The organism is Nonomuraea terrae (genome assembly GCF_004348995.1).
GTDB lineage: Bacteria > Actinomycetota > Actinomycetes > Streptosporangiales > Streptosporangiaceae > Nonomuraea > Nonomuraea terrae.
This window is the reverse complement of sequence record NZ_SMKQ01000051.1, coordinates 14,311-37,320: the sequence shown is the minus strand read 5'-3', so window position 1 is coordinate 37,320 and position 23,010 is coordinate 14,311. Positions and strand designations below refer to the sequence as shown.

The following is a 23,010-nucleotide window of genomic DNA, read 5'->3' as shown; positions in this document are numbered from 1 at the left end:
GAAGAGTGGAGGCGTCCCCTTGACGCAGACCAACCCCGTGGATCTCTCGATCTTCGGCGACCTGCACCGCGACACCCTGGCCGACCGCATGGGCATCGAGTTCCTCGAGGCCGGCCCCGAGCGGGTCGTGGGCCGGATGCCGGTCGAGGGCAACACCCAGCCGTACGGGCTGCTGCACGGCGGAGCGTCGGCGGTGCTGGCCGAGACGCTGGGTTCGGTGGGCGCGGCCATCCACGCCGGTCCCGAACGCATCGCCGTGGGCATCGAGATCAACGCCACCCACCACCGCTCCGCGACCTCCGGCCACGTGACGGGCGTGGCGACGCGGCTGCACGGCGGGCGGACGCTGGCGACGTACGCCATCGAGATCACCGACGAGCAGGGGCGTCTCGTCTGCACCTCCCGGCTCACCTGCATGTTGCGCGACCGCTGACCCCTTACGCGCCTCCCCTCTCCCTTTGCGCCTCACCCCCGCGGGTCGCTACGGTGGTGCCAGGCCGGAGCCCGCGGGGAGGCTCAGTAGAAAACGTGTAAGGCTGGGGAAGCCCTGCACGGCCCCAACGGCAGACCCGCGGGCTCGTCCTCAATTCTCTGCGATCGTTGTCGATCCGTTATGCGCAGATGCCAGGCGTCATCGGTGATTTAGCCCCTGACCAGGCCCGTTATTTGCTCACATCCGTGACACACACATGTCACTAATTGGTGACGAACGATACTTAAACGGGCGTATCACGAATAAGCTCCCGCCATTGCATCCCAGTTGTGCCTGCGATGCGCGCGCGTCGAGATGGAGGGGCACAACCCCGCCTTGACCTACTTGAGGGAGCACCATTGCGCAGAGCCGTGATCGCGTTCACGGCCTTCTTGGGTGGACTCGTCTTCCTGCTGGTCGGCCCCGCTCATGCGGATCCCGCCGACTGTCAGGGTTTGAAGGGAACACTCACATTCCAAGGCCAGCCAGTGAACGGCGCCAGGATCGCCGTGTCGACCGAGGGCGGACAACCCGTCGAAACGGTCACCAGCAACGCACAAGGCGCCTGGGACGTGCAAGTCGAAGACCCAGGGCGGTACCGGGTCACCCTGGATCCCGCCAGCCTTCCCCAGAACACCGAGATCCGGGGTGGCAACAACGTCCGCACGCCGACCGTCTACGAGGGCAACTGCTCCTCGGTCCTGTTCGCCCTGCAGGCCAAGGGCGCCGCGGGTCAGCAGCAGGGCGATGAGGCCGGCGGGAGCAGCTCGTTCTGGACCCAGGCCGCCCAGCTCACCTTCGAGGGACTCAACCTCGGCCTGATCATCGCGCTGGCCGCTCTCGGCCTGTCGCTGATCTACGGCACCACCGGTCTGACCAACTTCGCCCACGGCGAGCTCGTCACGCTCGGCGCGATCCTGGCCTACGCGTTCAACGTGGGGTTCGGGCTCCATCTGATCCCCGCGGCCGTCTGCGCGGTGATCCTCGCCGGGATCCTCGGCTACGGCCAGGACCGCTTCTTCTGGGGCCAGCTGCGCAGGCGCGGCACCGGCACCGTCGCCATGATGATCATCTCCATCGGCGTGGCGCTCTTCCTGCGGTACATGTACCTGATCCTCTTCAGCCCGCAGACCGAGTCGTACGCCCAGTACACCGCGCAGCCGGGCATCGAGATCGGGCCGATCTCCGCCGCTCCCAAGAACCTCGTCGCCATGGGCATCGAGCTGCTGGTGCTGGTCATCGTGGGCATCGCGCTGCTGCGCACCCGCACCGGCAAGGCGGCCCGCGCCGTGGCCGACAACCCCGCGCTCGCCGCGTCGTCCGGCATCAACGTCGACGGCGTGATCAGGATCATCTGGACCGTCGGCGCCGCCATCGCCGCGCTGGCCGGCATCATGCTGGGGCTCTCGCAGAACCTCAAGTACACGATGGGCCAGGACATCCTGCTGCTCATCTTCGCCGGCGTGACCCTCGGCGGCCTCGGCACCGCGTTCGGCGCCCTGGTGGGCTCCCTCGTGGTGGGCCTGTTCATCCAGGTGTCCACGCTGTGGGTGCCGCCGGAGCTCAAGAGCGTCGGCGCCCTGGCTGTGCTCATCATCGTGCTCCTCGTCCGGCCCCAGGGCATCCTGGGCCGCCGTGAGCGAATCGGCTGACCGGGGGAGGGTCATCAATGGACTGGATCACGATCTTCAGCACCACCATCAAGTCGGCCGTCGGCGTGGAGACCGTGCTGTACGCGCTCGCCGCGATCGGCATCAACATCCACTTCGGCTACACCGGCCTGCTCAACTTCGGCCAGGCGGCGTTCATGGCCGTGGCCGGTTACGGCCTGGCCGTCACCGTCACCGTCATGGGCCTGCCGTTCTGGGTGGGCATCGTCATCGGCCTGGTGGCCGCGGCGATCCTGGCGCTGCTCATGGGCATCCCGACGCTGCACCTGCGGGCCGACTACCTGGCCATCGTCACCATCGCCGTGGCCGAGATCATCCGGCTGGTGTTCCGCTCGGTGGCCTTCAAGGACATCTTCGGCGGCTCCGACGGGCAGCGCGGCTTCAGCGGCGGCTTCCAGGCGCTCAACCCCTTCCCCGAAGGTGACTACGGCTTCAACCTCGGGCCGATCCCGATCTTCTTCCCGCACTGGCAGCTGTGGGTCATGGTCGTCGGCTGGCTGCTCATCGCCCTGTGCTGCTTCATCGTCTTCCTGCTGATGAAGAGCCCGTGGGGCCGCGTGCTCAAGGCCATCCGCGAGGACGAGGACGCCGTGCGCAGCCTCGGCAAGAACGTCTTCTCGTACAAGATGCAGTCGCTCGTCCTGGGCGGCGTCATCGGCTGCCTCGGCGGCTTCGTGTACGGCCTGGCCTACGGCTCGGTGCAGCCGGACGTCTTCGGCACGGAGACCACGTTCTTCCTCTACACGATGGTCATCCTGGGCGGGGCCGCGCGCGTGTTCGGCCCGGTCATCGGGGCGATGCTGTTCTGGGTGCTGCTCGTCCTGCTCAACGGCACCCTGAGCGAGGCGGTCGCGGCCGGCGTCATCACCTTCATCGACACCAGCCAGGCCGGCGCCCTGCGGTACGTCTTCGTCGGTCTCGGCCTCATCCTGTTGCTCGTCTTCCGGCCACAGGGCATCTTCGGCGACAAGAGGGAGATCGCAATCGATGCACGCTGAAACCACCGGCGCGACCGCGGCCATCGACCGCAGGGCCGCCGCCGAGGCCGTCTTCAAGGACATGGCGCGCGATCCCGGCGTGCCCAAGCCCGACCCGATCCTGGTCGTGGACGACGTGGTGCGCCGGTTCGGCGGTCTCACCGCGGTCGACGTCAAGCACGTGGAGGTCCAGCGCGGCTCGATCACCGCGCTGATCGGCCCCAACGGCGCGGGCAAGACGACGTTCTTCAACCAGCTCACCGGCTTCGACACCGCCGACTCGGGCACGTGGACGTTCAACGGCAAGCCGATGAACGGCGTCCCGGCGCACAAGGTGGCAAGGCGCGGCATGGTGCGCACGTTCCAGCTCACCAAGGCCCTGTCGCGGCTCACGGTGCTGGAGAACATGCGCCTGGGCGCCCAGCACCAGAAGGGCGAGAACTTCTGGCGGGCCCTCATCCCGGGCGCCTGGCGCCGCCAGGAGGCCGAGATCACCGAGCGGGCCGAGGAGCTGCTGGCCCGCTTCAAGCTCGACGCCAAGCGCGGCGACTTCGCCGGGTCGCTGTCCGGCGGCCAGCGCAAGCTCCTGGAGATGGCCCGCGCGCTCATGGTGCAGCCCGAGCTGGTCATGCTCGACGAGCCGATGGCCGGCGTCAACCCGGCGCTGACCCAGTCGCTGCTCGGCCACGTCAAGGACCTGCGCGAGCAGGGCATGACGGTGCTCTTCGTGGAGCACGACATGGACATGGTCCGCGACATCAGCGACTGGGTGATCGTCATGGCGCAGGGCACGGTCATCGCCGAGGGCCCGCCCTCGACGATCATGTCCGACGAGCGCGTGATCGACGCCTACCTCGGCGCCCACCACGACGCGCCCCTGTCGGAGAGCGAGCTGGAGGCGCAGCTGCAGGACGCCGAGGCCGCGCTGGAGGCCGAGATCGAAGAGGAGACGCAGAAGTGAGCAGCGCAGAAGAGCCGGTCCAGTCGAAACAGGCCGTCACCGACCGCAGCGCCCACCTGGAGGGCGCCAAGGACGCGGTGCTGCGCTGCGACGAGCTGATCGCGGGCTACCTGCCGGGCGTCAACATCCTCAACGGCTCCGACCTCTACGTCAAAGAGGGCGAGCTGATCGGCATCATCGGCCCCAACGGCGCCGGCAAGTCGACGCTGCTGAAGGCCATGTTCGGGCTGGTCACCATCCGCAGCGGCACGGTGCTGCTCAAGGGTGAGAACATCACGAACATGAAGGCCCACTCGCTGGTCTCCCGCGGCGTCGGCTACGTGCCGCAGACCAACAACGTCTTCCCCAGCCTCACCATCGAGGAGAACCTCGAGATGGGCGCCTTCCAGGTGCCGGGGAAGTTCAAGGAGCGCTTCGAGTTCGTGGCCGAGCTGTTCCCCGCGCTCAAGGAGCGGCGCAAGCAGCGCGCCGGCTCCCTGTCCGGCGGTGAGCGGCAGATGGTGGCGATGGCCAGGGCCCTGATGACCGAGCCGTCGGTGCTGCTGCTCGACGAGCCGTCGGCCGGTCTGTCGCCGAAGCTGCAGGACCTGGTCTTCATCCAGGCCCAGCAGATCAACAAGGCCGGCGTGACCGTGATCATGGTGGAGCAGAACGCGCGGCGCTGCCTGCAGATCTGCCACCGCGGTTACGTGCTCGACCAGGGCCGCAACGCCTACACCGGCACCGGCAAGCAGCTCGCCGACGACCCCAAGGTGATCCAGCTGTATCTCGGCACGCTCGCCAAGGCGTAACGAAAGATCGGGAAGGGGCCTCCCCAGGAGGCCCCTTCTTCGTTTTCACTATCTGGTGTGAACCGTTTCGCGATCGTGGCGCTGATCCTGCCCGTCCTGCTCGCCGGCTGCCAGGAGGACGCCTCCTCGGCGCGGAAGTACAGCACCGGCGGCGATCCCACCGACAGCCCCTGCGCTCGCGTGGTCTCCATCATCGGCTACGCCGACCTGTTGCTGGAGCCGAAGGGCGAGGAGGAACGGCAGGACTTCGAGGACGCCGTGCTCGGCCGTATGGCCGAGGTGCGCGGCACCACGCAGGAGTTCGGCGGCCGGCTGCCCGGGGCGCTGCAGGACGCCGTACAGGCCGTCGAGACGACCACGCAGGGACTGTCCAGGAGTGACGTGCCGCACGAGCGGCAGGTGGCGCTGCTCAAGCGGTACCGGGCGGCGGCCGACCGGATCGTGGCGGGCTGCCCGCGGTGACTCCGGACAGGGGACCGGACAGGGGAAAGGGCCCGGTCGCGGTGACCGGGCCCTTGAGGTGTTCGGCGGTGAGTCGTCAGCCGGCGATGTTGCCGGTGCGGTACTCCAGTGCCTTCACCGGGTAGGTGTTGTCGTCGCCGTACTGGTAGATGCCGATGGTGGCGGTGGCGGGGTCACCGGCGTCGTTGAACTCGATCGGACCGCTGATGCCGTCGTAGTCGATGTCCGTGCCGGCCTTCAGCAGGTCGACGCACTCCTTGAAGTTGGTGCACTTCTCGCCGCCCTTGCTGACGTCCATCAGCTTGCCGGCGATGTCGACGCCCGCGTCGCTCTTGGCGGCCTCGGCCGCCAGCGCGATCAGGTTCGCCGCGTCGTAGGACTCGGGAGCGTAGGTGAAGTCCTCGAGCTCGGGGTCGACCTCCATGAGCGCCTGCCGGAACTCCTCCGGAGCCGCGGCGCCGGGGTAGGTGCCCTTGACACCCTTCAGCGTGCCCTTGGGCAGCTCCTTGTAGTTGGTGTTCGACATGTTGCCGTCCACCATGTACCACTTGTGCTTGTCGGCGGGCAGGCCCTGCTTGACCAGTTCCTGCACGACCTTGAGGGTCTCCTCGAAGCCGATCAGGATGATGCCCTTGGGGTTGGTGGACTTGATCCGGGCGACGTCGGCGGAGAAGTCGACGGCCTTCGGGTCGTAGTCGACGCGATCGACCACCTGACCGCCGCCCTCGGTGATGGTCTTCTCGACCTGGTCGGCCAGGCCGGTGCCGTACGAGTCCTGCATCGCGAAGATCGCGACGGTGTCGTTGCCGTCGGAGACGACCAGGTCGCCGAGGACGCGGCCCTGGAGCTGGTCCGGCGGCGCGGTACGGAAGTACAGGCCCTTGTCGGCGATCGTGGTGAACTTGTCGGAGGTGTTGGCCGGCGAGAAGTGCACCACGCCCGCGCCGGTGATCTTGTCGATCACCGACTCCGACACCGACGAGGAGGCGGCGCCGATGACGGCGTCGGCCTTCTGCGCCAGCAGCTTGTCCACCGACTGCGAGGCGATGTTCGTGGTCGTGTCGCCCGAGTCGGTGTCGTGCTTCACAACCGGCTTGCCGAGCACGCCTCCGGCCTCGTTGATCTCCTTGAGCGCGAGGTCCACACCCGCGAACTCAGGCGGGCCGAGGAACGCCAGCGAACCGGTCTGGGGCAGCAGCGTTCCGAGGGTCAGCGTGCCGTCACCCTTGGCGGCGGGCGCCGACGAGGCCGGCGCGGCACTCTGTGAAGTCTGCGTGGCGGTGTCGCCGCCACCACCGCAGGCTGTCAGGGCAAGGCTCGTGGCAGCCACGACAGCCAGCGCCCGTCCCACGGGAGCAATGCGGATCATGAAGTGTCTCCTTCATTTCCAGGCCGGGATCCGTCAGCACCGCCGAGCGTTCCCGATCGAATGACGGAAACGTACAAAATTGCTGGGTACTCGAACTAGATGCGGAGAGGAACTGTCGGCACTTGGATGCGGAGTCGTAATCAGTCCTCAACTTACGGACCTGGGGGAAGGAGGCTTAATCTGCGATGGGTGAAGCGGATGTGGGTCCTTCTGGCAGCGGTAGCCCTCATTGCCGGTTGCGGCGGGGCGGAGCCGTCTTCGCAGGCACCTGCGGGTGTTACTGTCTCGCTGGCCCAATGGCGTTCGGACGAGCCGGTCCACAACCTTCAGGTCGCTGTCCGAAATATCGGCGAAACACCGGTGTTTTTCGCCGACGTCCAGCTCGTCACACCGTCATTTAGGACGCTTCCCCCTAAAAGGGTCGAGACCACTATCGGCCGGACGAACCGCACGGACATCCCCATCCCGTACGGCGCCGCCAACTGCGCCCCGGACCGCCTGCCCGAGCTGCGCCCCGCCACCGTCGTGGCGCACGTCGCCACCGGCACCGAACAGCCGCGCAAGGTGGTGTTCACGGTGCCGCACCCGGACCCGCTGCTGACCAGGCTGCTGCGCGAGGAGTGCTCGCAGTACCTCGTCGAGCGGGTGGCGACCATCGAGTTCGGCCCGCGGTGGACGGAGGCGGGCGAGGTCATGCGCACGACGCTCGTGGTCACCCGGCGCGGCGCGGGCGAGGTGGCGCTGGGCGACCTGGGCGGCACGACGCACTACAACGTCGGCCTGGAACGCAGGCCGCTGGGCGTGCTGCCGGCCGATCGGCAGCGGATGGAGGTGCCGGTCGAGCTCACCCCCGCCCGCTGCGACGGGCACGCCTTCGGCGAGGCCAAAAAGGCGTTCATGTTCCCCGCCCGGGCGAGCCTGGACGGGGGCGAGGAGCGCGTGGTCATCGTGACGCCGCCCAAGCCGGTGCAGGACCGCCTGATCCGCTACGCGCAGCGGGCCTGCGGCCTGGGCGGCGGCTGAGCCTCAGCCCTCGATGTTGCCGGTACGGTACTCCAGCGCCTTGCCGGGGAACGTGTTGTCCTCGCCGTACTGGTAGACGCCGATCGTGGCGACGGCGGGGTCACCGGCGGCGTCGAACTCGACCGGGCCGCTGACGCCGTCGTAGTCGATGTCCTTGCCGGCCTTCAGCAGGTCGACGCACTCCTTGAAGGTCTTGCACTTCTCGCCGCCCTTGCTGACGTCGGGCAGCTTGGCGGCGATGGACCGGCCGGAGTCGTCCTTGGCGGCCTCGGCGGCCAGCGCGATCAGATTCGCCGCGTCGTACGCCTCGGCGGAGTAGGTGTAGTCGTCGAGCTCGGGGGCGACCTCGGCGAGCCTCTTCCTGAACTCCTCGGGGGCCTCGGCGCCGGGGGTGGTGCCCTTGACGCCGTTGAGCGTGCCCTTGGGCATCTTCACGTAGTTGGTGTTCGACATGTTGCCGTCCACCATGTACCACTTCACCTTGTCGGCGGGCATGCCCTGCTTGACCAGCTCCGCGACGACCTTGGCGGTCTCCTCGAAGCCGATCAGCACGACCGCCTTCGGGTTCTTGGCCTTGATCCTGGCGACGTCGGCGGAGAAGTCGGCCGCCTTCGGGTCGTAGTCGACCCGCTCCACGACGGTGGCCCCGGCCGCCTCGGCCGTCGCCTTCACCTGGTCGGCCAGGCCGGAGCCGTAGGAGTCCTGCATCGCCATGATGGCGACCGCGTCGTTGCCGTCGGCCACGACGACGTCGCCGAGCACGCGGCCCTGGAGCTTGTCCGGGGGCGCGGTACGGAAGTACAGCCCGTTGTCCTGGATCGTGGTGAAGGTGTCGGAGGTGTTGGCCGGCGAGAACTGCACGACCCCCGCACCCGTGATCTTGTCGATGATGGACTCGGACACCGAGGACGACGCGGCGCCGATGATGGCGTCGGCCTTCTGCGCAAGCAGCTTGTCCACCGACTGCGAGGCGATGTTCGTGGTGGTGTCGCCCGAGTCGGCGTCGTACTTCGCGACGGGCTTGCCGAGCACGCCACCGGCCTCGTTGATCTCCTTGACGGCCAGGTCCACGCCCGCGAACTCGGGCGGGCCGAGGAACGCCAGCGAACCGGTCTGCGGCAGCACCGTACCCAGGGTGAGGGTGCCGTCGCCCTTGGCCGCCGGCGCGGACGAGGCCGCCGTGGACGGCGCCGCGGAGCCGGTCGTCTGCTGCGCGGCCGTGTCGCCGCTGCCACAGGCCGTCAGAGCCAGGCTCGCCGCGGCCGCGACAGCCAGCACGCGTCCTGCTGGAGCAATGCGAATCATGAAAGAGACTCCCCATGTCTCAGCGAAGGAACGATCACCTTCACTGCGTTTGCCGAGCTCAGCATGCCTGCCTGAGGAAGCTCGCGGGAGTTCTGGACAGTCATTTATGCCGATTTGTGATGTCTTTGACACATATAGTTATGAAACATCTCAGGAGAGTTACGGCCCCTGTCCAAAATAAGTAGACTTGCACCGAAATTTCGGGATCGATCTCACTATGTGAAAGTCCCGGGCCGAAGCCCCGAACGCCATTAGCGCGCCATCGCGCCTGCCATGGGTCTTGGACGCCCGCTACGGCGGCCGTAACAGGCGGACGCGCAGGGCCGGCGTCGTCAAGGACGTCGGCGTGGCAACGTGACCGCTCACCGTCCAGCTGTCGGGGACGGGGCGGTGGCGAGGTGTCGGACGGCGGCCGGTGGGGCGTGTGACGAGCCCCACCGGCCGCAGGTCACGATCGTTCGGCCGCGTCGTCGATGACGATCTGGGCGACCTCGCGCATGCTCAGCCGCCGGTCCATCGACGCCTTCTGGATCCACCGGAACGCCTGAGGCTCCGTCCAGCCGTGCTGGGCCATCAGGCGGCCCTTCGCGCGCTCCACCAGTTTCCTGGTCTCCAGCCGGTCCGACAGGCTCGAGACCTCGGCCGCCAGCGCCACCATCTCCTCGTGCCTGCTGACCGCCATCTCGATGGCCGGCACCAGGTCGGCCTTCGTGAACGGCTTGACCAGGTAGGCCATCGCCCCGGCGTCACGCGCCCGTTCGACCAGGTCACGCTGGGAGAAGGCGGTCAGGATGAGGCAGGGGGCGATCCGGTCCGCCACGATGCGCTCGGCCGCGGAGATGCCGTCGAGCACGGGCATCTTGACGTCGAGGATGACGAGATCGGGTCTCAGCTCGGCGGCCAGCCGGATCGCCTGCTCTCCGTCGCCGGCCTCGCCCACGACGATGTAGCCGTCCTCCTGGAGCATCTCCTTGAGGTCAAGCCGGATCAGGGCCTCGTCTTCCGCGATCACTACTCGCCGCTGCGTACTCACGAGCAGAAGAGTACAGACGTCCGGTAGATTGGAGCCACGCCGGATCGATATGGCCCCAGGTTGGGCTAAGCTTCGATCACGCGCTGCCCATGCGTCCGGAGATCTCCGGACATGCCCCGGTATTCCAACTGGGAGAGAAAGCGGATTCAAAACCCGCACAGTGTGGGTTCGAATCCCACCCGGGGCACCATCGAAGCCGCTCGGCCCGTCCGGCCGGGCGGCTTTCGCCTGTCCCCCGCCCTTCACCACGGCACTCGCCCGTCGTCGTCGAAGAAGCCGCCCGTGGGGCCGTCCGCCGGGAGCGTGGCCAGGCGGATCACCACCGCCGCGCCCTGCGCCGCGGTACGGGTGATGGGGAACGGCAGGTCCTTGGTGAAGTCGGTCGCGCAGGCGCCCGGGGCGGCGGGGTTGACCAGGATGCCGTCCTTGCGCAGTTCCCTGGCGTACTGCACGGTGAGCTGGTTGAGCGCGGTCTTCGACAGCGGGTACGTCGCCGACGCCGGCAGCCCCGACATGTAGTGGCCGGGGTCGGTCTGGTGGGCCAGGGAGCCGACGCCGCTGGAGACGTTCACCACGCGGGGCGCGGGTGACCGCCTGAGCAGGGGCAGCACGGCGTTGGTGACCATGAGGACGCCGACGACGTTCGTCTCGAAGACCTCCCGCAGCGTCGCGGCCGGGGTGCCGCTCGGTGGCTCCCCGAGCGGCCCGGAGACGCCCGCGTTGTTGACGAGCACGTCGAGGCGGTCGAGCGACGCGGCGGCGGCCCGGCTGGGCATGGCGCAGCCGCCGCTGTCCCGGGCGATCCAGAAGCTGGAGCGGCGGCTCGGCGTGCGGCTGCTGGAGCGGTCGAGCCGCGGCGTCACGCTCACCCCGGCGGCGAGGTGCTGGCCAGGGAGGCGGCCAAGGTGCTCGACGCGGTGACCGCCGCGACCGCGCGCACGCGGCGGGCCGGGCGCGCCGACCCCCGGCTGGTGGTGGCGCTCAAGCCGGGTGGCGACGGAGGGCTGCTGCCGGGCATCCTCGCGGCCTACCCCGCGCATCCGGACGCGATGGAGGTGGAGTTGGTGCTGTGCGGGGTGGCCGAGCGGGCCAGGCTGGTCCGCGAGGGCACGGCCGACGTGGCGTTCCTGCACAGCCCTTACGAGGACCTGACGGGGTTGGGCAGCGAGCCGCTGCTGAGCGAGGGCGGCGTGGCCGTCATGCCGGCGGGCCACCCGCTGGCCGGGCGCGAGCTCGTCCGCCTGGCCGACCTCGACGCCGTACCACTCCCCCGCTGGCCGCGCGACCACTCCGAGATCACCGATCCGGCGACGTTGCTGCAGCTCGTGGCGCTCGGCCGGCTCGTCCTGGTGGCGCCTGCGTCGGTCCGCGAGCTGGTGCGGCGCGACCTGGTGTGCGTGCCGGTCGCCGACGGCCCGCCCACGACCGTCGTGCTGGCCTGGCCCGAGGAGTCCCGGTCACGGGCGCTGGCGGCGTTCGTCCGCACGGCGGCGGCCGTCGCGAAGGGTCACAGCGACTCGGGCGAATGATCGCGTGGGCGACTTTTCAGGATCCCTCCCACAGGGAATAGCCGGTGCACGATCTATGCATACGGGGGTGGGCGGGATGCCGTTGAGCGTGGCGGCCCGGGAGGCGTTCCTGGCGGAGGCGCACATCGCGAGCCTGGCGGTGGAGGCGGGCAAGGGCCGCGCGCCGCTGACCGTACCGGTGTGGTACGACTACAGCCCCGGAGGCGAGATCCGGTTCCTGACCGACGGCGACTCGCTCAAGGCCCGGCTGATCGCGAAGGCGGGCCGCCTGTCGATGCTGGTGCAGCGCTCCAGCCCCACCTACCGCTACGTGTCGGTGGAGGGGCCTGTCGTGCAGTCGGGGCCGACGACGCTGGAGGAGCTGACCCGCATCTCCGGCCGCTACCTGCCGCCCGACGCCGTGTCGGGCTACGTCCACGGGTCCGACCTCAACGTGCTCGTGACGTTCCGGGTGGTGCCCGAACGCTGGCTGTCGGCCGACCTGGGCGCCCTCGGCTGACCTGCGGAACGGTATTTTTGGGCCCGTGACTGCTATCGATCCCACCTCGACCGGCGCCTTCGGCGTCGGCCTCGCGACCATCGCCGCCGACGGCACCGTACTCGACACCTGGTTCCCCGCTCCCGAGCTGGGCGACGCACCCGTCACGGGCACGCAGCGCCTGTCCGCCGAGGAGGGGGGCGAGCTGGCCGAGCTGACCGGCCCCGACGCGGCGCGGGGCGTGGAGGTGGTGGCGGTGCGCACCGGCATCGCCAAGCTCTCCGAGGCACCCGTCGACGCCCACGACGTCTACCTGCGCCTGCACCTGATCTCGGCCCGTCTGGTGCGGCCGCACGGCGTCAACCTCGACGGCGTGTTCGGCCTGCTGGCCAACGTGGTGTGGACCAACTTCGGCCCCTGCCCGGTGCCCGACTTCGAGCGCACCCGGCTGCGGTTGCGGCCCAGGGGCCAGGTGACGGTGTACAGCGTGGACAAGTTCCCGCGGATGGTCGACTACGTGCTGCCGTCGGGCGTGCGCATCGCCGACGCCGACCGGGTGCGCCTGGGCGCCCACCTGGCCAGTGGCACCACGGTGATGCACGAGGGCTTCGTCAACTTCAACGCCGGCACGCTCGGCGCCTCGATGATCGAGGGCCGCGTCTCGGCCGGCGTGGTCGTCGGCGACGGCTCCGACGTGGGCGGCGGCGCCTCCATCATGGGCACGCTGTCGGGCGGCGGCAAGCAGGTCATCTCGATCGGCGAGCGCTGCCTGCTGGGCGCCAACTCGGGCCTCGGCATCTCGCTGGGCGACGACTGCGTGGTGGAGGCGGGCCTGTACGTGACCGCCGGCACCAAGGTCGCCCTCCCCGACGGCACGGTGGTCAAGGCGGCCGAGCTGTCGGGCTCCGACGGCATCCTGCTGCGGCGCAACTCGCAGTCGGGCGCGGTCGAGGCCGTGCCGCGCAAGGGCCAGCGCATCGAGCTCAACGCCGCCCTGCACGCCAACTGACAACCCTGCGGGCGACCTGTGGGCCACGGAGATGGCCCCCAGGGCGCTCGCGTCGCGGCGGCCCGCCGGTGAAGGGTCAGCGGCCGTTTCCCTGGAAGGTCCTCAGCCGGAGTGCGGCGGGTGGCCGGCCACGACGGAGCGTGAAGAGAAAATCTAATGCGCGTGTGAGACGGCGGAGCCGATCGTGTGGACGCGCAGGGCGTTGGTCGAGCCGGGCGTGCCGGGAGGCGAGCCGGCCACGATGACCACCTTGTCGCCCTTCTCCAGCCGCCCCAGCGACAGCAGCGACGCCTCCACCTGCCGCACCATGTCGTCGGTGTGGTGGACGAACGGCACCTGGAAGGTCTCCACCCCCCAGGTCAGCGAGAGCTGCCCGCGCACGTGGGGCGAGGAGGTGAAGGCCAGCAGCGGGATCGGCGAGCGGTAGCGGGCCAGCCGCCGCGCGGTCTCACCGGACATCGTGAACGCCACCAGCGCCTTCGCCCCGACGATCGCCCCCACCTCGGCCGCGGCACGCGCGATGGCGCCGCCGGTGGTCTCCGGCATGCGCTCCAGCGTGTGGGTGGCGCTCAGGGAGTGTTTCTCCGCGGCGCACGCGATGCGGTCCATCGTGGAGACGGCCTCGATCGGGTAGTTGCCGACCGAGGTCTCGCCCGAGAGCATCACCGCGTCGGCGCCGTCCATGACCGCGTAGGCCACGTCGGAGGTCTCGGCGCGGGTGGGGCGCGGGGAGTTCATCATCGAGTCGAGCATCTGGGTGGCGACGATGACCGGGTGGGCCTTCTCGCGGCACAGCTCGATGATGCGCCGCTGGACGATCGGCACCTCTTCGAGCGGCAGCTCGACGCCGAGGTCGCCGCGGGCCACCATGACGCCGTCGAAGGCGTCGACGATCTCGGGGAGCCGGTCGACGGCCTGCGGCTTCTCGATCTTGGCGATCAGCGGCAGCCGGACGGCCTCCTGCTCCATGATGTTGCGCACCACGTCGGCGTCGGACGGGCGGCGCACGAACGACAGAGCGATCATGTCGAAGCCGGTGCGCAGCGCCCAGCGCAGGTCGGCCTCGTCCTTGTCGGTCAGGGCCGGGGCGCTGACATTGACGCCCGGCAGGTTGAGGCCCTTGTTGTCGGAGATCATGCCGCCGATGACGACCCGGGTGATGATCCGCTCCCCCTCGACGCGGGTGGCCTCGAGCACGAGGCGGCCGTCGTCGACGAGGATCGTGTCACCGGGGCGGACGTCGTTCGGCAGCCCCTTGTAGGTGGTGGAGACCTGCTCGCGGTCGCCCGGCACGTCTTCGGTGGTGATGGTGAAGACGTCGCCGAAGCCGAGCCTGACCGGGCCCTCCCCGAACGTGCCGACGCGGATCTTGGGGCCCTGCAGGTCGGCGAGCACGCCTACGCCGCGGCCGAGGTCGGCCGCCACCTCCCTGACCCGGTCGAAGACCTCTCTGTGCAGGTCATGGGTTCCATGACTGAGGTTGAACCGTGCCACGTCCATGCCCGCGGCGATCAATTCGCGGAGGCGTTCTTCGGACGATGTGGCGGGGCCTAGAGTGCAGACGATTTTCGCGCGACGAGTCACGAGTCCTACCTTAATTGGTACAGACCACTTGGCAGTCACTGACGCCGGAGAACGTACCCGGCGTAGGAGAACAGAACGAGAACGGCGACTCCCAGACGTGCCAAGTTCGTGTGCTCCTCCGGGTAGATCACGCCCTCGATGTAGTGGTCGATGAATCCGCTGGGCGGCAGCCCCGCCTGGCCGGCGTTGCGCCGCCCCCAGTCCTCGACGTGGGTCAGGGGACAGTCGACACCGGAGACCGACAGCACCCCCCAGGCCGCTACGGCGAGATGTAACCCGATCGTACGCCGCCACCGCCATGCCAGGAACCCGCCCACGGCCAAGTACGCCAGGAAAGCGAAGTGCACCACCATCGCGATGTCCGCGACGAGGCGATACATCATGGTTCGACAGTAGCGGCCTTCCAGGCGTCCACGATGCCGTGGCCGTAGAAACCGTTGTCCGCCGTGTCGCCCTCGCAGGCGTGCGTGACGCTCTGGCCGTAGGCGTTGTAGACGTACTGGCGCGGCGACGGGCAGGACTTGCGGGTCGCCGTCTTGTAGAGCAGGTCCTCCACCGTGGCCGGGGCGAGCTCCACGCCGCCCCTGCCGGGCTTGCCGAAGCGGCTGATGAGGATGGCGGCGACGCCGGTGGCGTGCGGCGCGGCCATCGAGGTGCCTTCGAGGTACTGGAAGTAGGCGCAGGTGCTGCCCTTGCAGCTCTTGACGACGTCGGTGCCCTTGGGCTCGCCGTCGGCGTCGATACGGGCCGCCTTGCGCAGCACGCGCTCGGGCGCGGCGGCCAGGATGCCACGGGCGGCGTTGGCGCCGCCCTGGCCGTCCAGCACGTCGCCGCCGGGCGCGGCCACGTCGGTCTGCTCCAGGCCGTAGTCGCTGTAGATCGCCTTGCGGCCGGACGGGCCGACGGAGGAGACCGAGATGACGCCGCGCGACTCGGCGGGGACGCTGAGGCAGGAGTTGTCGACCCGGCGCACCTTCTCGTCGCCCTTCGGGTAGCCGGGGCTCTGCCGGTCGACCGTGGGCCGGCCGAGGTCGGTGGAGCCGTTGCCGAGGGCGGAGACGATCGTGACGCCGCGCGCCCGGGCGTAGTCGACGGCGCGCTGGATGCCGGTGATGATGGCGCGCTGCTCCAGCTGCTGCTTCCTGTTGTCGGCGGAGTTGTCCGGGCAGTTGAACAGCCACGGGTCGACGAAGTAGCTCATGTTGACGACGTCCACGCCGATGTCGGCGGCGTACGCGAGGGCGTCGAGGCTGGGCTTGAGGAAGAAGAACCCGGAGTCCTGGCCGGCCCGGATGTTGACGATCTGCACGCCGGGGGCGACGCCCGCGATGCCGATGCCGTTGATGGGAGAGGCGATCGTGCTGGCCACGTGGGTGCCGTGGCCGTCGTCGTCGGCGTCCACGGGGTCCTTGCAGCCGCTGACCTCGCAGGGGCCGTCGAGCGTCTCGCCCTTGTCGTCCTTGGGCCGGTCGGTGACGAAGTTTCGGCTCAGCGTGCGGTTGAAGTTGGGGGCGATGTCCGGGTGCTTGCCGTCGACGCCGGTGTCGATGACGCCGACCAGCACCTTCTTGGTGCCGGGGGCCTTGGCGTTGGCGCGGTCGGCGCCGATCATCCGCATGTCCCACTGGCGGCCGGCGAGCGGCTCGCCCCTCTCCTCGGTGAACGAGCCCGCGTCGGGGAAGGCCGCCCTCCCCGCGGTGCGGCCCGCGGCGACGCCGATGCGCCGGTCCGGGGAGACGCCCACGATGGACGGGTCCGCGCCGGCGTCCACGGTGAAGCGGTCGCCGCCGGCCCTGGCCATGAGGTAGCCGAGGCGGGTGTCCGCCGACAGCTCGGTGCCGCCGGCCCGCTCGACGGCGGCCTCGGCCTCGTTGCGTTTGCCCGGGGCGTAGAAGACGAGGTAGTCACTCTTGCCCGCGCTCCTGGTCTGCTGGGCGGAGGGGGTGCCGGCCTGCTCGGTGGCGGGTTTCTGCGGTCGCTGGGCCGTCCCGGGCGAGCAGGAGCTCAGCGCGACCACGGCGGCCAGCGCAGACAAGCCAGAGACGACCCGCCGCATAGTTCCCCCATCCGATATGCCGCAGAATCTGCATCTTCCCGACAGTCATCGAGTGATGCAACCTAGTACCGAAATTTCGGTCGATGGGGGGCGAAGCGGGCGTGCAGGCGGGCCGGGATCCCGGGCCCGCCTGCACGCGGGATCAGACCAGCGGGCGCGCGGTCGGCAGGATCGGGTACGGCAGTGCCGTGTCCCCGGTCAGGAACCGGTCCACACCCGAGGCGGCGGCGCGCCCCTCGGCGATGGCCCACACGATGAGCGACTGCCCGCGGCCCATGTCACCGGCCACGAACACGCCGTCCACCTTCGACATGTACGTCTTGTCGCGCGCCACGTTGCCCCTGGCATCGTAGAAGCCGTCGCCGGCGGCCTCGGCCAGGTCCTGCAGCAGCGAGCCCTTCTCCGGCCCGACGAAGCCCATGGACAGCGTGACCAGCTCGGCCGGGATCTCCCGCTCGGTGCCGGGGATCGGCTTGAACCCGGCCTGCGGCCCCTCGACGCCGACCAGCCGCAGCGCCCGCACGTTGCCGTCGGCGTCGCCGACGAACTCCGTGGTGGAGACGGCGTACAGGCGCTCGCCACCCTGCTCGGCCAGCTCCTCGTGGGCGCTCTCCACCTTGAACAACATCGGGTACGTCGGCCACGGCTGGTTGTCGGGCCGCGTCTGAGGCGGCGTCGGCATGATCTCCAGCTGGGTGACCGACGCGGCGCCCTGCCGGATCGCCGTGCCGATGCAGTCGGCGCCGGTGTCACCGCCGCCGATGACCACCACGTGCTTGCCCTCGGCCGAGATCGGCGACCGGTCGAAGTCGCCCTCCTGGACCTTGTTGGACAGCGGCAGGTATTCCATCGCCTGGTGGACGCCCTTGAGCTCGCGCCCGGGCACCGGCAGGTCGCGCCACTGGGTGGCGCCGCCCGCGAGCACCACGGCGTCGAACTGCTCGCGCAGCTGGGCGGCCGTGACGTCGACACCGACGTTGACGCCGGTGCGGAACTCGGTGCCCTCGGCCCGCATCTGCGCCAGGCGCCGGTCGATGTGGCGCTTCTCCATCTTGAACTCGGGGATGCCGTAACGCAGCAGGCCGCCGATGCGGTCGGCGCGCTCGAACACCACCACGTCGTGCCCGGCCCTGGTCAGCTGCTGGGCGGCGGCCAGGCCCGCGGGCCCCGAGCCGACGACCGCGACCCTCCTGCCGGTCCTGACGGGCGCCGGCTGCGGGGTCACCCAGCCCTCGGAGAACGCCCGATCGATGATCTCGACCTCGACCCGCTTGATCGCCACCGGGTCGGAGTTGATGCCGAGCACGCACGCCGCCTCGCACGGAGCCGGGCAGAGCCTGCCGGTGAACTCCGGGAAGTTGTTCGTGGCGTGCAGCCGCTCGATCGCCTCGCGCCAGTCGGTGCGGTAGACGAGGTCGTTCCACTCGGGGATGAGGTTGCCCAGCGGGCAGCCGTTGTGGCAGAACGGGATGCCGCAGTCCATGCAGCGGGCCGCCTGCTTGGTCAGCTTCTCCTGCGAGAAGTCCTGATAGACCTCACGCCAGTCGCTGATGCGCACGTCCACGGGGCGGCGCGCCGGCAGCTCCCGGTCGTGCGTGAGAAAACCCTTGGGGTCAGCCATCGGTACGCCTCCCTTAGCCCTGAACAGTGGTTGACAAGCACAGCCGGGCATCATGGCCAGGCTCGTTACGGCGGGTCATGACTGCACCGCGGCGGCCATGACCGCCTCGTCGATGTCCCTGCCTTCGATGCGGGCGGCCTCGGCGGCCGCCAGCACCCTCTTGTAGTCGGTCGGCATGACCTTGCCGAACCTGGCCGGCGCCGCGTCCCAGTCGGCCAGCAGCTGCTTGGCGACCGGCGAGCCGGTCTCCGCGAAGTGCTTCTCGACCGTCTCCTTGAGGAACTCGGCGTCCTGCTCGGTGATCGCCTCGATGGCCACCATCTCGCGGTTGACCCGCTCGGTCCTCAGGTCCAGCAGGTACGCGACGCCGCCCGACATGCCGGCCGCGAAGTTGCGCCCGGTCGAGCCCAGCACCACGACCTTGCCGCCGGTCATGTACTCGCAGCCGTGGTCGCCCACGCCCTCGACGACCGCCGTGGCGCCGGAGTTGCGCACGCAGAACCGCTCGCCCACGACGCCGCGGATGAACACCTCTCCGGACGTGGCGCCGTACAGGGCCACGTTGCCGGCGATGATCTGCCCGTCGAGCGGGGCCGACTCGTGCGGGCGCACGGTGATGCGGCCGCCCGACAGGCCCTTGCCGAGGTAGTCGTTGGCGTCGCCGGTCAGCCTCAGCGTGACGCCGCGCGGCACGAACGCGCCGAACGAGTTGCCCGCCGACCCGGTGAACGAGGTGTCGATGGTGTTGTCGGGCAGGCCCTGGCCGCCGTACCGCTTGGTCACCTGGTAGCCGAGCATGGTGCCGACCGTGCGGTTGACGTTGCGGATGGGCAGCTCCAGCGTGACCGGGGTGCCGTCCTTGAGCGCGCCCTCGGCGAGCTGGATGAGCGTGTTGTCGAGCGCGTGCTCCAGCCCGTGGTCCTGGCCGACGATCCGGCGCAGCGCGGTGCCCTCGGGCAGCTCGGGCCGGTGCAGGATCGGCGACAGGTCGAGGCCGCCGGCCTTCCAGTGGTTCTCGGCCGCCGACATGTCGAGCATCTCGACGTGGCCGATCGCCTCGTCGAGCGAGCGGAAGCCCAGCTCGGCCAGGTATTCGCGGATCTCCTGGGCGACGAACTCGAAGAAGTTGACCACGAACTCGGGCTTGCCGGAGAAGCGCTTGCGCAGCTCGGGGTTCTGCGTGGCCACGCCCACCGGGCAGGTGTCGAGGTGGCAGACCCGCATCATCACGCAGCCGGAGACGACCAGCGGCGCGGTGGCGAAGCCGTACTCCTCGGCGCCGAGGAGCGCCGCGATGACGACGTCGCGGCCGGTCTTGAGCTGGCCGTCCACCTGGACGACGATGCGGTCGCGCAGGCCGTTCAGCAGAAGCGTCTGCTGGGTCTCGGCCAGGCCGAGCTCCCACGGCGCGCCCGCGTGCTTGAGCGACGTGAGCGGCGAGGCGCCGGTGCCGCCGTCGTGGCCGGAGATGAGCACCACGTCGGCGTGCGCCTTCGACACGCCCGCGGCGACCGTGCCGACCCCGACCTCGGCCACCAGCTTCACGTGAACCCTGGCCTCCGGGTTGGAGTTCTTCAGGTCGTGGATCAGCTGGGCGAGGTCCTCGATCGAGTAGATGTCGTGGTGCGGCGGCGGCGAGATGAGGCCGACGCCGGGCGTGGAGTGCCGGGTCTTGGCGATCCACGGGTAGACCTTGTGGCCGGGCAGCTGGCCGCCCTCACCGGGCTTGGCGCCCTGGGCCATCTTGATCTGCACGTCGGCCGCGTTGACGAGGTATTCGGAGGTGACGCCGAACCGGCCCGAGGCCACCTGCTTGATGGCGCTGCGGCGCTCGGGGTCGTACAGGCGCTCGGGGTCCTCGCCGCCCTCGCCGGTGTTGGACTTGCCGCCGAGGCGGTTCATCGCGATGGCGAGCGTCTCGTGCGCCTCGACCGAGATCGAGCCGTACGACATCGCGCCGGTCGAGAACCGCTTGACGATGCTCTCGACGGGCTCGACCTCCTCGATGGGGATCGACTTGCCCTTGCGCAGCTTGAACAGGCCGCGCAGCGTCATCAGCTGCTCCGCCTGGGAGTCGACGAGGTTCGTGTACTCCTTGAAGATCTCGTAGCGCCGCGTCCTGGTGGCGTGCTGCAGCTTGAAGACGGTCTCGGGGTTGAACAGGTGCGGCTCGCCCTCGCGCCGCCACTGGTACTCGCCCCCGACCTGGAGCCTGCGGTGCGGGTTCTCCACCCGCGGGTAGGCGTGGCGGTGACGCTGCGCGACCTCCTCGGCCAGCACGTCGAAGCCGACGCCGCCCAGGCGCGAGGTGGTGCCGGTGAAGCAGGAGTCGATGACCTCCTGGCTCAGGCCGAGCGCCTCGAAGATCTGCGCGCCGGTGTAGGAGGCCACCGTCGACACGCCCATCTTGGACATGACCTTGATGACGCCCTTGCCGTACGCCTTGATCAGGTTGCGCACGGCCTTGCGCTTGTCGATCGGCAGCGCGCCGGCGTCGGCGAGGTCCTCGATCGTCTCGATGGCGAGGTACGGGTTGATCGCGCCGGCGCCGTACCCGATGAGCAGGGCCATGTGGTGGCACTCGCGGGCCTCGCCGGTCTCGATGACCAGACCGATCTTGGTGCGGGTCTTCTCCTGGATCAGGTGGTGGTGCACCGCGCCGGTGAGCAGCAGCGCCGGGATCGGCGCCATCGACTCGGACGAGCCGCGGTCGGACAGCACGATGATGCGCGCGCCGTTCGCGATCGCCTGCGACGCCTCGGCCCGGATCTCCTCCAGCCGGTGCAGCAGCGCCTCGCCGCCGCCCGCGACCTCGTACAGGCCGCTGATGACGTACGGGTGGAAGCCCGGCAGGTCGTGCTCGTCGTTGATGTGGATGATCTTGGCGAGCTCTTCGTTGTCGATCACCGGGTACGGCATCACCAGCTGCCGGCACGACGACGGCCCCGGCTCCAGCAGGTTGCCCTCGGGCCCGAGGGTGCTGGCCAGGGAGGTGACCAGCTCCTCGCGGATGGCGTCCAGCGGCGGGTTGGTGACCTGCGCGAACAGCTGGGTGAAGTAGTCGTACAGCAGCCGCGGCTTCTCGCTCAGCACGGCGACGGGCGTGTCGGTGCCCATGGAGCCGATCGGCTCGGCGCCGGCCTTCGCCATCGGCGACAGGATGATGCGCAGCTCTTCCTCGGTGTAGCCGAAGGTCTGCTGCCGCTTGACGAGCGCCTCGTGCGTGGGGATCTCGCGCTGGCGGGCGGGCAGCTCCTCGAAGCGCACCAGGCCGGCGTGCAGCCAGTCGGCGTACGGCAGCTCGGCGGCCAGCTCCGCCTTGATCTCGTCGTCCTCGATGATCTTGCCGCGGGCGGTGTCGATGAGGAACATCCGGCCGGGCTGCAGGCGGCCCTTGCGGACGACGTCCTCGGGCTTGATGTCGAGCACGCCGGCCTCGGAGGCGAGCACGACGAGGCCGTCGGCGGTCACCCAGAAGCGGCCGGGGCGCAGGCCGTTGCGGTCGAGGACGGCGCCGGCGAGGGTGCCGTCGGTGAACGTGATCGAGGCGGGGCCGTCCCAGGCCTCCATCATCGTGGAGTGGAACTCGTAGAACGCGCGCCGCGAGGCGTCCATCTCGGTGTGGTTCTCCCACGCCTCGGGGATCATCATCAGCACGGCGTGCGGCAGGCTGCGGCCGCCCATGTGGAGGAGTTCGAGGGCCTCGTCGAAGCTGGCGGTGTCGCTTCCCTCTGGGTCACAGATGGGGAAAAGTCGTGAAATATCGCCCGGGATGTGGGCGGACTGCAGCATCGCCTCGCGGGCCCGCATCCAGTTGCGGTTGCCCTTGACGGTGTTGATCTCACCGTTGTGTGCGATGTAGCGGTACGGGTGCGCCAGCGGCCAGCTCGGGAACGTGTTGGTGGAGAAACGCGAGTGCACCAGCGCGATCGCGCTCTCGTAGCGCTCGTCGCTCAGGTCGGGGAAGAACGGCTCGACCTGCTCGGGGGTGAGCATGCCCTTGTAGACGACCGTCCTGGCCGACAGCGACGGGAAGTAGACCCGGGCCTCGTGCTCGGCGCGCTTGCGCAGGCAGAAGGCGAGGCGGTCGAGGTCGAGTCCCGTACGCCCGGCGGGGTCGGACACGAAGAGCTGGGCGAAATGCGGCATGACGGCCCGGGCGCTCGGCCCCGGCAGCGTACGGTCGACCGGCACGTCGCGCCAGCCGAGCACGGTCAGGCCCTCCTCGGCCGCGATCTCCTCGATCAGGCGGACCGCGGCGCCCCTGGCCTCGTCGTCCACGGGCAGGAAGGCGATGCCGGTGGCGTACGCACCGGCGGCCGGCAGCTCGAAGGGCACGACCGCGCGGTAGAACGCCTCGGGGATCTGCGTCAGGATGCCGGCGCCGTCGCCGGTGTCCGGCTCGCTACCCTTGGCCCCTCGGTGGTCGAGATTGCACAGCGCCGTCAGCGCCTTCACCACGATCCCGTGGTCACGCCGCCCCGCGACGTCGGCCACCATGGCGACACCACAGGCGTCGTGCTCGTTGGCGGGGTGGTACAGGCCCTGAGGCTCGGGGAAACCGAGGTGGGCAGCAGGCATTGAATCCCTCCCGTCGTCATCGTCTGTCATGAACTGCTGTACAGGCGGGGACGACGTTGGCCCTGCTGCATATCGTGGGTAGAGATTAC

20 protein-coding genes and 1 tRNA gene are annotated in these 23,010 nt (G+C 69.6%); 12 read left to right on the top strand and 9 right to left on the bottom strand.

Going from position 1 to position 23,010, the window contains the following annotated elements:
- The first annotated feature begins 88 nt into the window (after window positions 1-88).
- The 6 genes from E1286_RS18790 to E1286_RS18765 all read left to right on the top strand — a co-directional run bounded on the left by E1286_RS18790 (window position 89) and on the right by E1286_RS18765 (window position 5,333).
- Window positions 89-433: a PaaI family thioesterase gene (locus tag E1286_RS18790; RefSeq protein WP_246074974.1), complete on the top strand. Its 345-nt coding sequence runs from the start codon at window positions 89-91 to the stop codon at window positions 431-433.
- 611 nt (window positions 434-1,044) lie between these two features.
- The gene (locus tag E1286_RS18785; protein WP_246074972.1) at window positions 1,045-2,124 is read left to right on the top strand and encodes a branched-chain amino acid ABC transporter permease; all 1,080 of its coding nucleotides are present in this window, start codon (window positions 1,045-1,047) and stop codon (window positions 2,122-2,124) included.
- A 17-nt stretch (window positions 2,125-2,141) separates the two neighbouring features.
- On the top strand, window positions 2,142-3,140 hold the full coding sequence (locus tag E1286_RS18780) for a branched-chain amino acid ABC transporter permease (protein WP_132614237.1): 999 nt from the start codon (window positions 2,142-2,144) through the stop codon (window positions 3,138-3,140).
- Complete coding sequence (locus E1286_RS18775) at window positions 3,130-4,080, top strand: ABC transporter ATP-binding protein (protein ID WP_132614235.1); 951 nt, start codon at window positions 3,130-3,132, stop codon at window positions 4,078-4,080. The genes E1286_RS18780 and E1286_RS18775 overlap by 11 nt, the downstream gene beginning before the upstream one ends.
- Complete coding sequence (locus tag E1286_RS18770) at window positions 4,077-4,871, top strand: ABC transporter ATP-binding protein (RefSeq protein ID WP_132614233.1); 795 nt, start codon at window positions 4,077-4,079, stop codon at window positions 4,869-4,871. Before E1286_RS18775 ends, E1286_RS18770 begins: the two co-directional genes overlap by 4 nt.
- 57 nt (window positions 4,872-4,928) lie before the next feature.
- Window positions 4,929-5,333 (top strand): hypothetical protein, encoded by a 405-nt coding sequence (locus E1286_RS18765; protein WP_132614231.1) that lies wholly within the window; start codon window positions 4,929-4,931, stop codon window positions 5,331-5,333.
- Between the two features lie 76 nt (window positions 5,334-5,409).
- Here the strand turns inward: E1286_RS18765 and E1286_RS18760 are convergent, their stop codons facing one another.
- Entirely contained in the window at window positions 5,410-6,702 is a 1,293-nt protein-coding gene (locus E1286_RS18760) for an ABC transporter substrate-binding protein (protein WP_132614229.1), read from the bottom strand.
- A 360-nt stretch (window positions 6,703-7,062) separates the two neighbouring features.
- Here E1286_RS18760 and E1286_RS18755 point away from each other — a divergent pair, with 360 nt between their 5' ends.
- Window positions 7,063-7,725, top strand: coding sequence for a hypothetical protein (locus E1286_RS18755; protein WP_132614227.1), 663 nt, complete (start codon window positions 7,063-7,065; stop codon window positions 7,723-7,725).
- A gap of 3 nt (window positions 7,726-7,728) precedes the next feature.
- Here the strand turns inward: E1286_RS18755 and E1286_RS18750 are convergent, their stop codons facing one another.
- Complete coding sequence (locus E1286_RS18750; RefSeq protein ID WP_246074971.1) at window positions 7,729-9,003, bottom strand: ABC transporter substrate-binding protein; 1,275 nt, start codon at window positions 9,001-9,003, stop codon at window positions 7,729-7,731.
- 475 nt (window positions 9,004-9,478) lie between these two features.
- On the bottom strand, window positions 9,479-10,063 hold the full coding sequence (locus E1286_RS18745; protein ID WP_281282695.1) for an ANTAR domain-containing response regulator: 585 nt from the start codon (window positions 10,061-10,063) through the stop codon (window positions 9,479-9,481).
- Between the two features lie 113 nt (window positions 10,064-10,176).
- Between E1286_RS18745 and E1286_RS18740 the strand changes: the two genes are divergently transcribed.
- Window positions 10,177-10,253: transfer RNA gene (locus E1286_RS18740), tRNA-Leu, on the top strand.
- 52 nt (window positions 10,254-10,305) lie between these two features.
- Here the strand turns inward: E1286_RS18740 and E1286_RS18735 are convergent.
- Window positions 10,306-10,866, bottom strand: coding sequence for an SDR family NAD(P)-dependent oxidoreductase (locus E1286_RS18735; RefSeq protein ID WP_246074973.1), 561 nt, complete (start codon window positions 10,864-10,866; stop codon window positions 10,306-10,308).
- Between E1286_RS18735 and E1286_RS49245 the strand changes: the two genes are divergently transcribed.
- The 4 genes from E1286_RS49245 to dapD all read left to right on the top strand — a co-directional run bounded on the left by E1286_RS49245 (window position 10,838) and on the right by dapD (window position 13,079).
- Window positions 10,838-10,984 carry a helix-turn-helix domain-containing protein gene (locus tag E1286_RS49245; protein WP_223190100.1) on the top strand — a complete coding sequence of 49 codons (147 nt, stop codon included), beginning with the start codon at window positions 10,838-10,840 and terminating at the stop codon, window positions 10,982-10,984. The two genes, E1286_RS18735 and E1286_RS49245, sit on opposite strands and share 29 nt — an antisense overlap.
- Window positions 10,945-11,592 carry a LysR family substrate-binding domain-containing protein gene (locus tag E1286_RS18730; protein WP_223190099.1) on the top strand — a complete coding sequence of 216 codons (648 nt, stop codon included), beginning with the start codon at window positions 10,945-10,947 and terminating at the stop codon, window positions 11,590-11,592. Before E1286_RS49245 ends, E1286_RS18730 begins: the two co-directional genes overlap by 40 nt.
- Before the next feature lie 76 nt (window positions 11,593-11,668).
- Window positions 11,669-12,091: a pyridoxamine 5'-phosphate oxidase family protein gene (locus E1286_RS18725; protein WP_132614221.1), complete on the top strand. Its 423-nt coding sequence runs from the start codon at window positions 11,669-11,671 to the stop codon at window positions 12,089-12,091.
- A gap of 25 nt (window positions 12,092-12,116) precedes the next feature.
- Complete coding sequence (gene dapD / locus E1286_RS18720; protein WP_132614219.1) at window positions 12,117-13,079, top strand: 2,3,4,5-tetrahydropyridine-2,6-dicarboxylate N-succinyltransferase; 963 nt, start codon at window positions 12,117-12,119, stop codon at window positions 13,077-13,079.
- Window positions 13,080-13,232: 153 nt separating this feature from the next.
- Here the strand turns inward: dapD and pyk are convergent, their stop codons facing one another.
- The 5 genes from pyk to gltB form a co-directional block, all read right to left on the bottom strand.
- Window positions 13,233-14,663: a pyruvate kinase gene (gene pyk / locus E1286_RS18715; RefSeq protein WP_132614217.1), complete on the bottom strand. Its 1,431-nt coding sequence runs from the start codon at window positions 14,661-14,663 to the stop codon at window positions 13,233-13,235.
- Window positions 14,664-14,698: 35 nt separating this feature from the next.
- Complete coding sequence (locus E1286_RS18710; protein WP_132614215.1) at window positions 14,699-15,046, bottom strand: DUF2784 domain-containing protein; 348 nt, start codon at window positions 15,044-15,046, stop codon at window positions 14,699-14,701.
- Window positions 15,043-16,698 (bottom strand): S8 family peptidase, encoded by a 1,656-nt coding sequence (locus tag E1286_RS18705; RefSeq protein WP_132614213.1) that lies wholly within the window; start codon window positions 16,696-16,698, stop codon window positions 15,043-15,045. The genes E1286_RS18710 and E1286_RS18705 overlap by 4 nt, the downstream gene beginning before the upstream one ends.
- A 163-nt stretch (window positions 16,699-16,861) precedes the next feature.
- Complete coding sequence (locus E1286_RS18700) at window positions 16,862-18,340, bottom strand: glutamate synthase subunit beta (RefSeq protein ID WP_132614211.1); 1,479 nt, start codon at window positions 18,338-18,340, stop codon at window positions 16,862-16,864.
- Window positions 18,341-18,415: 75 nt separating this feature from the next.
- Complete coding sequence (gltB, locus tag E1286_RS18695; protein ID WP_187368186.1) at window positions 18,416-22,921, bottom strand: glutamate synthase large subunit; 4,506 nt, start codon at window positions 22,919-22,921, stop codon at window positions 18,416-18,418.
- Window positions 22,922-23,010 lie beyond the last annotated feature (89 nt).